Origin of the sequence: Streptococcus huangxiaojuni (assembly GCF_040930515.1) — a bacterium.
In the GTDB taxonomy this organism is placed as follows: domain Bacteria; phylum Bacillota; class Bacilli; order Lactobacillales; family Streptococcaceae; genus Streptococcus; species Streptococcus huangxiaojuni.
The window spans coordinates 1-14,826 of the sequence record NZ_JBFQEG010000036.1; the positions used below are offsets into that span (position 1 = coordinate 1).

Annotated in this window: 15 protein-coding genes; 6 read left to right on the forward strand and 9 right to left on the reverse strand. The window is 42.6% G+C overall.

Translation table 11 applies throughout. The annotated features are described in order from the left end of the window. Positions 1-608: 608 nt before the first annotated feature. The 5 genes from AB3329_RS11085 to yjbM all read right to left on the reverse strand — a co-directional run bounded on the left by AB3329_RS11085 (position 609) and on the right by yjbM (position 5,256). Positions 609-1,364, reverse strand: a complete 756-nt coding sequence (locus AB3329_RS11085) for an SDR family oxidoreductase (protein WP_368396196.1) — start codon at positions 1,362-1,364, stop codon at positions 609-611. Between the two features lie 512 nt (positions 1,365-1,876). Beyond that, positions 1,877-2,866, reverse strand: a complete 990-nt coding sequence (pta, locus tag AB3329_RS11090) for a phosphate acetyltransferase (protein ID WP_368396197.1) — start codon at positions 2,864-2,866, stop codon at positions 1,877-1,879. 14 nt (positions 2,867-2,880) lie between these two features. Beyond that, a complete protein-coding gene (locus tag AB3329_RS11095; protein ID WP_368396198.1) occupies positions 2,881-3,774 on the reverse strand; it encodes an RluA family pseudouridine synthase in 894 nt (297 codons plus the stop codon). Beyond that, complete coding sequence (locus AB3329_RS11100) at positions 3,771-4,613, reverse strand: NAD kinase (protein WP_368396199.1); 843 nt, start codon at positions 4,611-4,613, stop codon at positions 3,771-3,773. Before AB3329_RS11100 ends, AB3329_RS11095 begins: the two co-directional genes overlap by 4 nt. Continuing rightward, the gene (yjbM, locus tag AB3329_RS11105) at positions 4,588-5,256 is read right to left on the reverse strand and encodes a GTP diphosphokinase (RefSeq protein ID WP_368396200.1); all 669 of its coding nucleotides are present in this window, start codon (positions 5,254-5,256) and stop codon (positions 4,588-4,590) included. The genes AB3329_RS11100 and yjbM overlap by 26 nt, the downstream gene beginning before the upstream one ends. A gap of 278 nt (positions 5,257-5,534) precedes the next feature. Here yjbM and AB3329_RS11110 point away from each other — a divergent pair, with 278 nt between their 5' ends. From AB3329_RS11110 to AB3329_RS11135, 6 genes are all read left to right on the forward strand, one after another. Beyond that, positions 5,535-6,116: a CYTH domain-containing protein gene (locus tag AB3329_RS11110; protein WP_368396202.1), complete on the forward strand. Its 582-nt coding sequence runs from the start codon at positions 5,535-5,537 to the stop codon at positions 6,114-6,116. 164 nt (positions 6,117-6,280) lie between these two features. After that, the gene (locus AB3329_RS11115; protein ID WP_368396203.1) at positions 6,281-7,249 is read left to right on the forward strand and encodes a ribose-phosphate diphosphokinase; all 969 of its coding nucleotides are present in this window, start codon (positions 6,281-6,283) and stop codon (positions 7,247-7,249) included. A gap of 5 nt (positions 7,250-7,254) precedes the next feature. Next, the gene (locus AB3329_RS11120) at positions 7,255-8,370 is read left to right on the forward strand and encodes a cysteine desulfurase family protein (protein WP_368396205.1); all 1,116 of its coding nucleotides are present in this window, start codon (positions 7,255-7,257) and stop codon (positions 8,368-8,370) included. Position 8,371: 1 nt separating this feature from the next. Continuing rightward, positions 8,372-8,722: a DUF1831 domain-containing protein gene (locus AB3329_RS11125; protein WP_368396207.1), complete on the forward strand. Its 351-nt coding sequence runs from the start codon at positions 8,372-8,374 to the stop codon at positions 8,720-8,722. Positions 8,723-8,870: 148 nt separating this feature from the next. Beyond that, a complete protein-coding gene (locus AB3329_RS11130; protein ID WP_368396208.1) occupies positions 8,871-9,509 on the forward strand; it encodes a redox-sensing transcriptional repressor Rex in 639 nt (212 codons plus the stop codon). A gap of 9 nt (positions 9,510-9,518) precedes the next feature. Next, the gene (locus tag AB3329_RS11135; RefSeq protein ID WP_368396209.1) at positions 9,519-10,217 is read left to right on the forward strand and encodes a gamma-glutamyl-gamma-aminobutyrate hydrolase family protein; all 699 of its coding nucleotides are present in this window, start codon (positions 9,519-9,521) and stop codon (positions 10,215-10,217) included. Here AB3329_RS11135 and radC read toward each other — a convergent pair. The 4 genes from radC to AB3329_RS11155 form a co-directional block, all read right to left on the reverse strand. Continuing rightward, positions 10,214-10,894 (reverse strand): RadC family protein, encoded by a 681-nt coding sequence (radC, locus tag AB3329_RS11140; RefSeq protein WP_368396211.1) that lies wholly within the window; start codon positions 10,892-10,894, stop codon positions 10,214-10,216. The genes AB3329_RS11135 and radC overlap by 4 nt on opposite strands. Positions 10,895-11,103: 209 nt before the next feature. After that, complete coding sequence (locus tag AB3329_RS11145; RefSeq protein ID WP_368396212.1) at positions 11,104-11,931, reverse strand: glycosyltransferase family 8 protein; 828 nt, start codon at positions 11,929-11,931, stop codon at positions 11,104-11,106. 50 nt (positions 11,932-11,981) lie between these two features. Continuing rightward, positions 11,982-13,103 carry an AI-2E family transporter gene (locus AB3329_RS11150; RefSeq protein ID WP_368396214.1) on the reverse strand — a complete coding sequence of 374 codons (1,122 nt, stop codon included), beginning with the start codon at positions 13,101-13,103 and terminating at the stop codon, positions 11,982-11,984. 132 nt (positions 13,104-13,235) lie between these two features. Then, a complete protein-coding gene (locus AB3329_RS11155) occupies positions 13,236-14,675 on the reverse strand; it encodes a 6-phospho-beta-glucosidase (protein ID WP_368396216.1) in 1,440 nt (479 codons plus the stop codon). Between the last annotated feature and the right edge of the window lie 151 nt (positions 14,676-14,826).

The window sequence follows — 14,826 nt, forward strand, 5'->3', positions numbered from 1 at the left end:
TTCCATTAGCCATACGGGTTAACTTTCTCTACCTATCAGACCGACGTTGCAGGTACAGGCGAAGTGGAATAGCACTTCAGTTATATGGTTCACCTCTTCGCTCCACTTCTATTACAGAAGCTTCAACACTACTATGGGTTCGGCTGACTTCTCATTGTTCGTTGTTACTAGGAGTATCTCCTCAATGAGACCTCACGGGATAAGTCATACATCTTTCCTCGATTACTCTCGTGATTTACGCCAACAACTTACGACTACCTTCTTGGACTTTAGTGTTTTATGCCACCTCATCCGCTGTTAACGCCTTATATCACGTTTCTGTTCGTAGAGCCTCGATTTCGCTATCCCTTCCTCTCCCCGCTATCTCACGATAGTCAGGATGCAGAATCGCTATTGGGTTCACCGGTAGCGGGTGTCCCAGAGGACTTGCACCTCAGATGTACAACATGCCCGTCGTACATAAAAAAGCTGAGACAGTCTATTGCTCAGCTTTTAAGAGTATTAATAGATATGGCTGCTGCCCACTTCGATATAAGGCAGCAAAAACTGTGATCAAAGCGGCTGTGAATACTGCCTCTATCAATAGTTTAGCTTTATCAGAGATCGCATCAGAAGCGATGAACCGGCTGAGGGCCAAAAGACTGAGATACAGGCATTATCTCGATGCGATTAATATTGAGATGCTCTGGCTGCCGGCTAATCCAAGCTACCGTCTCAGCAATATCTTGCGGACGAATAGCGTGTGCCCCTTGATAAAGCTGTTCAACACGCTGGTTGTCACCTTTGAAACGGACATTGGAAAATTCAGTTCCTTCACACAGGCCTGGCTCAATATTTGTTACGCGAACCTGTGTTCCAAAAAGGTCAGCTCTAAGATTTAAGGAAAATTGTTTGACAAAGGCCTTGCTCGCCCCATAAACATTTCCACCTGGGTAGGGGACAGTCCCAGCTGTTGAACCTAAATTGATAATTAAACCAGTATTTCTTTCCACCATCTGCGGAAGAATCTGACGAGTCAAATAGGCTAAACCAATGATATTCGTTTGAATCATAGTCTGCCAATCCTTAAAATCTGCCTCATAAGCCTTATCCAGCCCCAGAGCCAGACCGGCATTATTAACGAGTAAATCGACAGTCTGCCAGTCTTGGGGCAAACTGGCCAGCGCCTGATCAATCTCTTGAGTTTTGCTGATGTCCATCTGTAAAGGAAAAAAGCAGTCTTCCCCCAGCTCATCTCTCAAAGCCTGCAGCCTGTCCCATCTTCTGGCTGCGCCGATAACTTTATAGCCGTCTGCTGTCAGTTTTTCAGCAATAGCCTTGCCAAAACCAGCAGATGCTCCTGTCACTAAAGCTGTTTTCACCATAAGCCACCTCCATCTAATAAGATACAAATCCCGTTTAAAGAGCAAAGCAAAAATAGGAGCCTGACCGCTGAGTCACTATAGACTCAAGGGAGGGCTTTCTTTTTTGCATAGCTCTTAGGGTGTGTCCAGTTCATAAGATACAGAGCCTGTTAAAAACGCAAAAGGAAAATGACGGTAAGTCCGAAATCTCTGATTTCGCAGATGCACCCCTGCCAAGACGACTAGAAGGGTGCGGTCGGCTGTCAAGACGACAAAGCCTTCAGACGTCTACGACTAGCTAGCTTGAAATCAATTCTAAACTTAGCCACATCTTTTTCCCGCAGCGTTTAGGGCGTGTTCAATTCACAAGATACAAAGTCCGTCTGTTTTCTGGTCAGCATGTGCTTTTAGAGACCAGCAGTTCTTGATCTAGTATACAAAAAACGAGTAAGGGAGCACCTTCTCGTTTTTTTAATCGTGCCCTCTCCTTTTGACCTATTGAGCTCGATTAATTCACCGCTTGGGCAATTGTTTTAATTGTCTAAGGTTTGAGCAGCTGTGATAATTGCAAGCTTATAAATGTCTTCAGCACTTGAGCCGCGAGAAAGGTCATTAACCGGTTTATTCAGCCCTTGAAGAATCGGTCCGATGGCTTCAAACATACCTAAACGCTGAGCAATTTTATAACCGATATTGCCGGACTGCAAATCAGGAAAAATAAAGACATTCGCATGTCCTGCCACTGGACTACCTGGGGCTTTAATTTCAGCTGTAGCAGGAACAAAAGCTGCATCAAACTGCAAATCACCATCTATACAAATATCCGGCTGGAGATCTTTTGATAGGCGGACAGCTTCCTGAACTTTCTCTACTTGCGGTCCTTTAGCGCTGCCCTTGCTTGAAAAACTGAGCATTGCAATCTTTGGATCGATATCGAAAATCTTGGCAGTATCTGCAGTATTAACAGCAATTTCTGCCAATTCCTGAGCATTGGGATCAATATTAATAGCACAGTCAGCAAAAATTAAGCGCTGATCCGTATTGTCACGGTTCATCAGGAAGACGCCCGATGTCCGGGAAACGCCGGGTTTTGTTTTAATAATCTGCAAAGCCGGACGCACCGTATCAGCTGTAGAATGAATCGCCCCTGAAACCATGCCGTCTGCCAGCCCCATCTTAACCAGCATTACGCCAAAGTAATTAACATCTCTCAGCAGCTTATCAGCTTCTTCAGGTCCTACTTTTCCCTTGCGAATCACTAAAAACTCCTGCTTCATCTCTTCAAAACCATCATAATCTTCGGGATTGATGATCGTATAATGCGGATCGGCAAAACCAAGCTGCGCCAGCAGATTATGAACCTTATCGGCATCCCCTAAAATAATCGGTTCAACCAGACCTTCAAATTTTAAGCGGGCTGCCGCACGGACAACACGCTCATCATCGCCTTCAGGGAAAACAATTTTGATATTTTTGCCAACAACTTTCTCACGTAAACTGCCAAATAATGATCGGATACTCATATTGTTATAAACCTCTATTTATTTTCTTGTAAATCTATGATAACGCTATCAAAATCATCTGTCAAGTCTGCCTGCTGAGAGTTCAGCCTGCCGGTGAAAGGATCCCTAAAAGACAGATAATAGCAGTGAAGCGCCTGACGGCCTATTCCGCAGTCCATCCGCCCGCCATATAAATCATCCCCCAAAAGCGGAAAACCGATATGGGCAAGATGCACCCGAATCTGGTGGGTCCGCCCTGTGTGCAGACGAATATCGATAAGATAGACATCTCCATATTTTTTTAACACTTTATAGCTTGTATGGGCATACTTGCCCGATTGATGGACATGCCGGGTAATCATACTATCGTCTCTTCTGGCGATAGGAGCTATGATGTCACCTTCTGCCGGCAGATTGCCTGAACCAGAAACCAAAGCATAATAACGCTTTTCAACTGCCTTATTTTGTAGTTCTTTATCCATTCTGGCATGAGCGTAACCATGTTTAGCCAGCAGCATTAAACCGCTTGTATCCTTATCAAGGCGGGTTACAATATGAACCTGTTTGTTAGGGTAGTCCTGTGCCATATAATAATATTTAACAAAATTTGCTATTGTATTGGAATGCAGAACACTGGGAATACTGGGATAAGCATAGGGCTTATTGATAATTAAAAAATGATCATCCTCGTAAACGATATTCAAGTCATGTTTAACAGGTATTAGACTGTCAGCTGGTTTTTCATCAGGAATATCAACCATTACCCTATCGCCAGTTTTCAGTAAATAAACCGCATTTTGTTCATGGCCGTTTACCTGAATCCGCCCCCCTTTAAATTTCACCTTGGCCAGCAGACTTTTCGAAATCCCCTGTCCTTTTAAAAAAGTTTTTACCTGACAGTCTCTGTCTGCGATGAATTCGAATCTCATGAATCCAAATCTCCTATAAAGGCATCTTTGACCCGCTCCCAGAAACTAGTGTGACTCGGTGTCGCTACAAAACTGATTTTTTCAGAGTTAATGCAGTATTCAATTTTGACCACATTTTTATAATGCAGCGTGCTGTTGTCAACAGATATGGTATAACTGCCCAGGCGCTTAGGGATAACTTCGATCTTATCTTTTTTAGGAACAATGACTGATGACCCTAAAGTCCTAAACACTCTATTGTTGAGGCTGGAAATTTCTGTCAGCTGCAGGGCTTCAATCGTCGGGTGCAAAACAGCTCCTCCCAGCGATTTATTATAGGCGGTGCTGCCAGTCGGTGTGGAAACTGAAATGCCGTCGCCGCGAAAGCGTTCAAATTTAACATGATTGATGATCACATCGGCAACCATGGTCTTTTCAATTCGCTTAACTGTCGCCTCATTTAAAGCCAGACTTTTAATTTCTCGGCCATTGTCCAGCGTGATTTTAACTTTTAGAATCGGATAAGAGACTTTTTCCCCAGTATCTCTGCGCAGATTCTCAATAAGCTCATCAATTTCGAAATCCCGATAATCTGTGTAAAAACCCAGATGTCCCGTATGCACGCCGACAAAACGGACGTGGTTAAGCTCTCTTTCATATTTATGAAAAGCGGATAGAAGCATGCCGTCTCCTCCGATAGTAATGACAACATGAGGATTTTTTTTAGATAAATAAAAATCCGGATCATCCTTTAAACGGGCAAAAAGCTTGGCAGCAATCCGCCGGCTCTGATACTTGCCATTTGCGATGATAGCAACACGCATCATTTCTTTTTTACCTGTAATATTCATCTGTGTCATCGCTGTTTCCTACACCATCGTTTAGTTTTCTGCTTTCCGGGTCAAAAAGAAGCTGGGCTTCCCTGATATCCTCCCGTATTTTCCTTACTTCTTCATCAAGCTCATAAGCTATCTTGGCGGTTGTTTCCAAACGCTGCTTAATCTCCTGAGGAAATTCACCTTTATACTTGTAGTTCAAAGAATGTTCGATAGTAGCCCAAAAATTCATAGCCAGGGTACGAATCTGAATTTCAGCCAGAACCGTTTTCTGCCCTTGTATTGTATCAACGGGATACTCAATCACAACATGATAAGAGCGATAGCCGCTGGGTTTCATATTACGAATATAGTCGCGTTCCTGAACAATTCTCATATCATGCCTTTGCCTCAGCAAATCAAGAACATCGTCAACATCGTCAACAAACTGCACCATAATACGCAAGCCGGCGATATCCTGTATGTCCTGTGCAATGTTTTCCTCTTTAATGCTGCGCAGAAGCATCTTTTCCTGAATGCTTTCAACCGATTTGACCCGTCCGGTCACAAATTCAATCGGTGAATGGCGATTCTGCTTTCTAAACTGTTTGCGTATTCCCCGCAGCTTGATTTTTAATTCCCCAACTGTTTGAATATAGGGATCCAAAAATTCTTCCCATTCAAGCACTACTAAAACAGCTCCTTTCTCTAAGTATTATTAAAAGAACCGGCAAAGCATTTTAAGCTGCCAGATTCTCTTATCCGGCTGTTTGAGCCTGCCAGAGCCTAGTCAATACCAATCGACCTAGCGCAGACCTCTGAAACCAAGAACAGCTGGGCATCTATTTACTAAACTGCAGCCTTTTACATTTCCCAAAAGGGCAGTTTGCCAAATATCAGACTTTTTTATAAAATTAGTATAACATTATTTCATTATAACATAAAAGAAAACAAAGGAAAAATGGCATGACACATTTGGAAATCGAATACAAAACCTTACTTAATAAAGATGAATTTAACCGGCTGACAGCACATTTTTCCCATATTCCGCCAGTGACACAGACCAACTATTATTTTGATTCTCCTGATTTCCAACTCAAGGCACATCATATGTCACTGCGAATCCGGACCTTTTCAGACCGTGCCGAACTAACGCTCAAACTCCCTAATACTGTCGGCAATTTAGAACATAATCTCGATTTTAGTCTCCCTCAGGCCAAAGAAATCATAAAGTCCGGCCGGATCCCTTCCTGTCTTATCCGTGATTTAATTGAAGATAAGGGTGTCAGCCCGGATGATTTGTCGGTGTTTGGGCACCTTACAACAATCAGGCGGGAAAATCAAACAGCCATGGGACTGCTGGCCTTGGATTATAATCTTTATACCGGCCGCAAAGACTATGAGCTGGAGCTGGAAGTCACAGATGCCGACAACGGCAAAAAGCAATTTGCCGATTTTTTGGATCAGAATGCTATCACTTTTAAATATGCTAAAAGCAAAATTGCCAGACTGACCAGCAGTTTAAGGGCTGCAAAAAAGTTACCTTAAAAAGAACCTGAAATATTCGTGATTTTCTGGTAAAATAAAGTTAGCAGGCAAAATTTACGGCTGTCTGCTTTTGCTAAGCAGCACATACACAGTGATACTGATGTTTATTAAAACAATTCACTTGTCCCTTTCACTACAAAGAATGAAGGAGTTATATTAAGAATATGGCAGAACGCTACGCTGATAGACAGCTCAAACTCTTTTCGCTGACTTCCAATCCTAAAATTGCTGAAAAAATTGCCGAAGCCGCAGGGGTCCCCTTGGGAAAACTGACATCACGTCAATTTTCAGACGGCGAAATCATGATCAACATCGAGGAGACTGTCCGCGGTGATGATATTTATATTATTCAGTCCACCAGCTATCCTGTGAATGATAATTTATGGGAATTATTGATTATGGTCGATGCCTGCAAGCGGGCCAGTGCTAATTCTGTGAATGTTGTCATCCCTTATTTCGGCTATTCGCGCCAAGATCGAATCGCTGCTTCACGGGAGCCGATAACAGCAAAGTTGGTAGCCAATATGCTTGTCAAAGCTGGAGCAGACCGTGTACTGACTCTGGATTTGCATACTGTTCAAGTGCAAGGATTCTTTGACACTCCCGTTGATAACCTTTTTACTATCCCGCTGTTTGCAGACTACTACTACAATCTAGGACTGGTCGGTGACGAAGTTGTCGTTGTCAGTCCCAAGAATTCAGGAATCAAGCGTGCCCGCAGTTTGGCGGAATACCTCGATGCACCGATTGCTATTATTGATTATGCCCAAGATGATGCTGCCAGAGAAGAAGGCTATATTATCGGTGAAGTGGCAGGCAAAAAGGCTATCCTTATCGATGATATCCTAAATACAGGAAAGACTTTGGCAGAGGCCGCAAAAATTTTAGAACGCGGCGGAGTAACGGCTATTTACGCTGCAGCCAGTCATGGCTTGTTTGCTGGCGGTGCAGCAGATATTCTTGCGGCAGCTCCGATAAAAGAAATCCTTGTCACCGACTCCGTTTCCACCAAAGAGCCTGTTCCTGAGAATGTCAAATATCTCTCGGCAAGCCGGCTTATTGCAGATGCTATTATCCGTATTCATGAACGCAAGCCGGTCAGTCCGCTCTTTGCCTATACACCTAAGGATTGATTGCTATGGTATACCTTGATAATGCAGCTACTACTGCAATGACTCCAACAGTTATCGAAGCTATGACAGCTGCAATGACTGATACTTTCGGCAATCCGTCAAGCATTCACGCTTACGGCCGTAAAGCCAGTCAGGCACTAAGAACGTCCAGACAGACGATTGCTCATGCATTAAAAACAGAAGCCAGAAGAATTATTTTTACTTCCGGCGGAACCGAAGCTAATAATACTGCCCTTAAAGGCTATGCTCTAGCTAACCAAGATAAGGGCAAGCACATCATTACTACTGCAATCGAACACCCCTCTGTTCTGGAGCCGCTTCATTATCTGCAAGAGAAATTTGGATTTGAAGTCACCTATCTCCAACCCGAAAAGGGGGCTATTAGACTTTCAAGTCTGCAAAAAGCTCTGAGAGATGACACTATTCTTGTCAGCTTCATGCATGCTAATAATGAGACAGGCGACCTGCTGCCAGTTGAGGAAGCAGCTGCTCTCTTAAAAACACATCAGGCAGCTTTTCATGTTGATGCTGTCCAAACAATGGGAAAACTCCCTGTTTATCCTGAAGAAGTCGGAATTGATTTCTTATCAGCGACAGCTCATAAATTTCATGGACCCAAGGGGGTCGGTTTTCTTTATGCCAAACCCCTTCACTTTGACAGTTTGCTCCATGGCGGTGAACAGGAAGAAAACAGGCGTGCAAGCACAGAGAACCTCGTTTCAATTGTGGGAATGGCTCAGGCACTGGCAGACAGTCAGCTGCAGTTAAAAGAAAATCTCACCTACATACAAGGACTGAGAGACACTTTTTTAGAGGCTCTTGATCCTGATTCCTACTACCTCAACGGTTCATCAAAGCATCTGCCCCATGTCATCAATATAGGCTTCCCGGGGCAAAACAACGGTATTTTACTGACACAGCTTGATCTGGATGGTTTTGCTGTATCTACTGGTTCTGCCTGCACAGCAGGCACCGTAGACCCCAGCCATGTGCTGGCCAGCCTCTACGGCCATGATTCTGTCAGACTGCAGGAATCGATCCGAATCAGTCTGTCTAAGCAAAATACACGGGCAGAATTGCTGCAGTTAGCAAAAAAATTAAAAGAAATAACAGGAAAGTAAAATGGCATTTACAAAAAAAGTTACCCTTGACGGCTGTCAGTACAGCTACAGTATTAACCCTGACGTTAAGCCTTATACGCTGCGTGATACCACCTTTACGCAGAATACAATCGGCCACTATGAATTAAAGCGTTTGCTGGAAAAAGTTCCTAATTCCGGTGACGGTTTCCCTTTAAAAATAACTGTCCATAAAGATTTAAATGCATTTAAACTGGCTATTACCGACAAATCCGGCTTACGGTCAGTCAATATTTTCAAATCGTCGGAAGAAAATAAATTACTGCAGGATAAATTCTATTTTCTAATGGACAGTTTGGTTGAACGTCACATTTTTAGCAAAAATCCGGTTTGAATCTCTTTCATTCTTTTATACCGGCAGTCTGATAAAAAATCTTATGCAAGCATAAGGTTTTTTTGTCAGAAAAATTGACGTTCACCAAAATTGCTGATTTGATGACTTTTTTGTTACAATATAGATGAACTATTAAGGAGATGATATTGTGGCTATTGATAAATCTATCCCTAGGGCGACAGCTAAGCGTCTGTCGCTTTATTATCGGATTTTTAAGCGCTTTTACGCAGATAATGTTGAAAAAGCCAGTTCAAAACAAATTGCTGACGCGATGGGAATCGATTCTGCTACTGTCCGCCGGGATTTTTCATATTTCGGGGAGCTGGGCCGACGCGGTTTTGGTTATGATGTTACAAAGCTTATGAACTTTTTTGCTGATATTTTAAATGACCACTCAACCACTAACGTTCTGTTAGTGGGCTGCGGAAATATCGGCCGTGCTCTTTTGCATTATCGTTTTCATGACCGTAATAAAATGCAGATTGCTTTAGCCTTTGACAGAGATGATAATGAACTGGTCGGTACAAAGACATCTGACGGTATTCCCATCTATGGTATTTCCACTATTAAGGACCATATCCAGAAAACCGACATTAAAACTGCTATTTTAACCGTTCCCAGTACACAAGCACAGGAAGTAGCCGATCTTCTTGTGGATGCAGGAATCAAAGGTATCCTCAGTTTTGCTCCTGTCCGCCTCAATCTGCCTAAATCAGTCATCGTGCAGTACGTTGATCTGACAAGTGAACTGCAAACACTGCTCTATTTTATGAATCAAACAGACTAAGGAGGCAGCATGTCAAAAAAACCGATAATTGGCATCACCGCAAATCAGCGGCCCAATCCTGAAGCTAAAGAAGTTTTCTGGTCATATGTACCAAGTGGTTTTGTCAACGGGGTCAAAGCCGCAGGCGGCTTACCGCTTGTTCTTCCGGTCGGCGATCCTAAAACAGCTCCTGACTATGTCAGTATGATTGATAAATTGATTCTTATCGGCGGTCAAAATGTTGATCCCAGCTTTTACGGAGAAACAAATCAAGCCAGCGATGATGATTTTTTTAAAGAACGTGACATCTTTGAGCTGGCCCTGATTGAAGAAACAGTTAAGCAGAAAAAACCGATTTTTTCTGTCTGCCGAGGAACCCAATTAATGAATGTAGCATTGGGCGGTTCACTTTATCAGGATATCGAAAACCACTGGCAGGACCGGCCGGTTGACTACTTATCTCATGACATGGTAATCAAAGAGGATAGCAAGCTGGCTGATATTTACGGTTCAGTCAGCTCTATTAATTCTTTTCACCATCAAAGTATCAACCACTTGGCCAGCGAATTGCGTGTCATTGCTGAGGATCCAAAAGACGGAACAATTGAGGCTGTAGAATCTATCGACCCAAGAATGCGTTTTTTAGGTGTTCAATGGCACCCTGAACTTTTGTATGAAACGCGCAAGGAAGATTTGGACCTTTTTAGATATGTTGTCTGCGAACTTTAAAGCAGACCCGTTTCCTCGCGAAAACTATAATAATCACGCCTACTGACGATAATGTGATCAAGACAGACAATCCCCATGTCTTCACAGGATCGTTTTATTTTTTCTGTAAAGCGCAGGTCGTTTTCACTGGGAACAAGCGATCCCGAAGGATGATTGTGAACAAGAATAAGGGAGGTAGCCATATTTCTGCAGGCATAATGCAGAATTTCCCGCGGCTCAGCGATAGAACGTCTGACTGTTCCGATAAAAATCGTCCGCTGTTCAATAACCCGATTTTGTGTATCTAAATAAAGGGTCAGCAAATGTTCTTGCTTCTTGCTTCCCAGCTCTATAATCATTTTCTGTGCCAGCCGTTCGCTGCTTAGAATCCTTTCGTTCTGGTAGTATTCTGCCTTATTAATCCGGTTGGCCAGCTCCAGCATTGCTTTTATTTCTATTGATTTTACTCTGCCTACTCCCTTGATGCTCTGCAGCTCCTGCAGGGATAAGTCGCGAAAATCGGCCAAACTGCGGATGTCTTTCAAAATCTGTGTTGAGACTTCTAAAACCGGCTTTTGCTTTGTGCCGGTACGCAGTAAAATGGCCAGCAGTTCCTGATTGCTGAGTTTTTCAGCCCCCAAATCAGCCAACCGCTCTCTCGGCAGCAAAGCTTCTTCTTTCAATTCAACTGTATACATTTCTTTTACCTCCATCTATTTATTCGAAAAAAATAAAAAGAGCCGGTCTAAAAGAACTGCCCCTAGCCCCTAGTTTTAAAGGAATGACATGCCCTAAAAACCTAGTGAAAAAGATGGCAAGTGATGCAGGCATCACTTGCCATCCCCTATTTTCATACAGATTTTAACGGCCATTTTCTCTTGTCAAAAAACCTAGCAATGTCTATTTGCTAGGTTTTTATTCTGGCGGTCAGATGCTGATAGTGCTTATAGAGGGCACTGTAGCGGCCTCTATAGTCTTTTTTCCATGGTTTATCCCGTCCGCAAAAATGCAGAAAAACGGTATGTTCAATAACCCAGTCTAAATCCCATTTGCCCGAACTTCTGGTAAAATACAGAATATTGTAACGCGCATCATAATTATAAATCTGATCAGGAATCAGAAGAGTTTTGTGACCATAGAGGGCATTGAGAATATCCTGATCCGGCAAAAAGAGCAAAAGACTGTTTTTCTCAATGTAAGACAGAATATCCTGACGTCTCACTTCCTGCCGGCCTAATTCCAAATTCATCAGCAGCACTCCTGAATTAAAATACCCTTCTGATTCAAAGTTTCTCAGACGCAGTTTATTGACTAGCTCCGGTATATTGGTATCAGAAGTATGGCTGGCTGCAGCAAAAAGTTTATCAGAGAGATCTAAACGGTATAAAGGGATAATATCATTCAAACAGAGAATGTCTGCGTCCATATATAAAATCCGGTCTAAATGCTCGGGCAAGTATTCATGAGCTAAAAGCCTGTAATAAATCGTTTCCGGATAGCGATTCGTTGTCGGTGCATCTTCAAAGGCTTCCTCGCCGATGACAACGGGGAAATAAGCAAGACCCAGCTGCCGGCAAAAATCGGTAATTTCATTATTTCTGTGCAGCAATTTTTTCTGTAAAACATAAACGGCCATATTTTTAACCGTTGCATTTTGCCAAACCGAAAATAAGGTTACCTTAAACTGATCAACATAGCTGTCGTCAATTGAATAAAGCAGATTTAGTGGTTCCATATCATCTATTCTAACATTTTAGCAGTCATTTGCAATAAAGCTGCAGTGTTTTAATCGTTTGATGGCTGCTGAGCCTGATGCTTGTCCACATTGTCTTTAATAATTTGATAAGCTGAAGCACTCAAAGGCACTGCAATAAGCATACCGACAACACCAAAAACAGCGCCTCCGACGATAACCGAAAACAAAACCCAGATGGCAGGCAGGCCAATAGAGCCGCCCACAACCCTAGGATAGATAAGATTGCTTTCAAGTTGCTGGAGTATAATCAAAAATATTAAAAAGAAAAACGCCTGTTTGGGTGATTGTGTAAAGACTAAGATCGTTCCTAAAAGACCGCCTAAATAAGCTCCGATAACTGGAATAATATTAGTAAAACCAACTAAAACACCGACTGTCGTAGCAAAAGGAAAGTTAAAAATCATCATACCAATGGTACAGAGGGTGGCCAGAATGAAGGCTTCAATAGTCTGACCGGCAAAAAAACCGCGAAAACGCTGATGCACAATTCCCAGTACATAGTAAATTGAAGCAGCATATCGCGTCAGGTAGGTATCGATCAGCAAATGAAACTGGTGCCTTAGCTGTTCTTTACTGGAGAGAACATAAACGGAAAATACCAGGCTGACAAACACATTCACTATCGTTGACGCAATAGAGGTAACCGATGTTAAAAGTCCCGTCAGTATAGCTAATACCTGAGTCAGAATCTGCTGGCTGTAGCGAGAAAGAGTGGCTGTTAGATCTGTTTCAAGCCCAAAGTAATCCAAAACTTTAGCAAACTGTTTGTTCTCATAAAGTTCTGTCAAAAATTTCTGTAATGCATCAGTATCAATAGTCAAAAGCGAACTGAGACTGGATATTAAATCCGGTATAACAATAGAAAAAAGCCAGACTATCAAAGCAATAAAACTTAGGTAGGCTGAAATCATTGCCAGCAGCCTTTTTAGCTTGAATTGCTTTTCCGAAGTTAACAGCAGGCCAAACAACCTTTCATAGGCAGCCATAACAATATTAACAATATAAGCAAGTGCAGCCCCGATTACAAAAGGCTGACTGGCTGTCCAAACAGTTTTAAGCAGTCGAGCTCCGCCTGACCAGTTAGCCTGAATAAAATAGCAAATCACAAAAACAGCAATTAAATAAGTCGCCTGTTTTTTACCGAACTTCATACTTCCTCCTATTCCTTTTTCACATTATACACTAAATAGGAGCGGAAATAAACCCGCTCCTGTCAGGATAAGATAAATAGAAAAAAATCGGTTTAGTAAATCCAGCCTGCTGACAAAGCACAGCAAACTAATTTAGTCAAGCTCTGTTCCGTTGGAGGCAATGACTTTTTGATACCAAGTAAATGATTTCTTTTTGGAACGCTTAAGGCTTCCTTTTCCTTCATTGTCTCGGTCAACATAGATAAAACCATAGCGTTTCTTCATCTCTCCGGTTCCGGCTGAGACCAGATCGATACAGCCCCAAGTTGTGTAACCCCAAACAACGACACCATCTTCATTAATAGCCTGATTCATAGTTTTAATGTGCTCCCGCAAATAATCAATACGGTAGTCATCGGCGATAAAGCCATTTTCATCAGGCAGATCAACCGCACCAAGACCGTTTTCTACAATAAAGAGCGGTTTTTGGTAACGATCCCAAAGCGTGTTCAGAGTGATCCTCAGTCCCAGTGGGTCAATTTGCCAGCCCCATTCTGAAGCTTGCAAATAGGGGTTCTTAAGTGAAGCAAAAATATTTCCGGCAGTTGTCTCTTTTAAAGATGTATCAGCTGAAGCTACACGGCTTGAGTAATAGGAAAATGAAACAAAATCAACAGTATGCTCTTTCAAAAGCGCTAAGTCTTCTGCAGTCATTTCAACTTTCAAACCGCTTTTAGCAAATTTTTTCTTAGCATAATTAGGGTACTCTCCTCGTGCCTGAACATCAATAAAGAAATAATTTTCACGATCTTCATTCATAGCTTCCCAATAATCAGCCGGATGGCAGGTATTAGGATAATACTGGCCCGCTGCCAGCATACAGCCCACCTTGTTATCAGGGTCTGTTTCATGGGCAATTTTTGTCGCTAAAGCTGATGCCACTAATTCATGGTGAGCAGCCTGATACTTGATTTCCTCAGCGTTTTCGCCCTCCTCAAAGTAAAGTCCGGCCCCCATAAACGGAGCATGCAAAATCATATTGATTTCATTAAAAGTCAGCCAATAATGAACCAACCCTTTGAAGCGGGTAAAAAGGACACGACACAACTGTTCGTAAAAATCAATCAGCTTGCGGTTACGCCAGCCGCCATAGTGCTCGATCAAGTACATAGGACAGTCAAAATGGGTAATTGTTACCAAAGGCTCAATGCCATATTTCCGGCATTCTTTAAAAACATTTTCATAAAACTGCAGACCGGCTTCATTAGGCTCTGATTCATCACCTTTAGGAAAAATCCGGGTCCAGGCAATAGACATACGGTAGGTTTTAAAGCCCATCTCAGCAAAAAGAGCAATGTCTTCCTTATAGTGGCCGTAAAAGTCAATTGATTCTTTAGCAGGGTAAAAATAGCCTTCTTCGAAATCAAACATCTTTTTCTGACCGGTGATAATCGGAAAACGATCCTTACCGATCGGCACAACATCTACATTGGCCAGACCTCGGCCATCAACATTATAAGCACCTTCACACTGATTGGCAGCAGTTGCGCCGCCCCATAAAAAACCTTCCGGAAAAGCTGGATAAGTAGTCATAATCCCTCCTTCAACAAGATACAAAGCCCGTTAAAAGAGCAAGGCAAAAATGGCGGTAAGCCAGAAATCTTTGATTTCGTAGGCGCACCTCTGCCAAGACGACTAGAAAGCTGCTGTCGGCCGCTAGGACGACAAAGCTTTCAGACGGCTA

Coding starts and splice junctions, on each gene's coding strand:
- AB3329_RS11085 (WP_368396196.1), bottom strand. CDS start 1,364: ATGGTGAAAACAGCTTTAGTGACAGGAGCATCTGCTGGTTTTGGCAAG.
- pta (WP_368396197.1), bottom strand. CDS start 2,866: ATGAGTATCCGATCATTATTTGGCAGTTTACGTGAGAAAGTTGTTGGC.
- AB3329_RS11095 (WP_368396198.1), bottom strand. CDS start 3,774: ATGAGATTCGAATTCATCGCAGACAGAGACTGTCAGGTAAAAACTTTT.
- AB3329_RS11100 (WP_368396199.1), bottom strand. CDS start 4,613: ATGACACAGATGAATATTACAGGTAAAAAAGAAATGATGCGTGTTGCT.
- AB3329_RS11110 (WP_368396202.1), top strand. CDS start 5,535: ATGACACATTTGGAAATCGAATACAAAACCTTACTTAATAAAGATGAA.
- AB3329_RS11115 (WP_368396203.1), top strand. CDS start 6,281: ATGGCAGAACGCTACGCTGATAGACAGCTCAAACTCTTTTCGCTGACT.
- AB3329_RS11120 (WP_368396205.1), top strand. CDS start 7,255: ATGGTATACCTTGATAATGCAGCTACTACTGCAATGACTCCAACAGTT.
- AB3329_RS11125 (WP_368396207.1), top strand. CDS start 8,372: ATGGCATTTACAAAAAAAGTTACCCTTGACGGCTGTCAGTACAGCTAC.
- AB3329_RS11135 (WP_368396209.1), top strand. CDS start 9,519: ATGTCAAAAAAACCGATAATTGGCATCACCGCAAATCAGCGGCCCAAT.
- radC (WP_368396211.1), bottom strand. CDS start 10,894: ATGTATACAGTTGAATTGAAAGAAGAAGCTTTGCTGCCGAGAGAGCGG.
- AB3329_RS11145 (WP_368396212.1), bottom strand. CDS start 11,931: ATGGAACCACTAAATCTGCTTTATTCAATTGACGACAGCTATGTTGAT.
- AB3329_RS11150 (WP_368396214.1), bottom strand. CDS start 13,103: ATGAAGTTCGGTAAAAAACAGGCGACTTATTTAATTGCTGTTTTTGTG.
- AB3329_RS11155 (WP_368396216.1), bottom strand. CDS start 14,675: ATGACTACTTATCCAGCTTTTCCGGAAGGTTTTTTATGGGGCGGCGCA.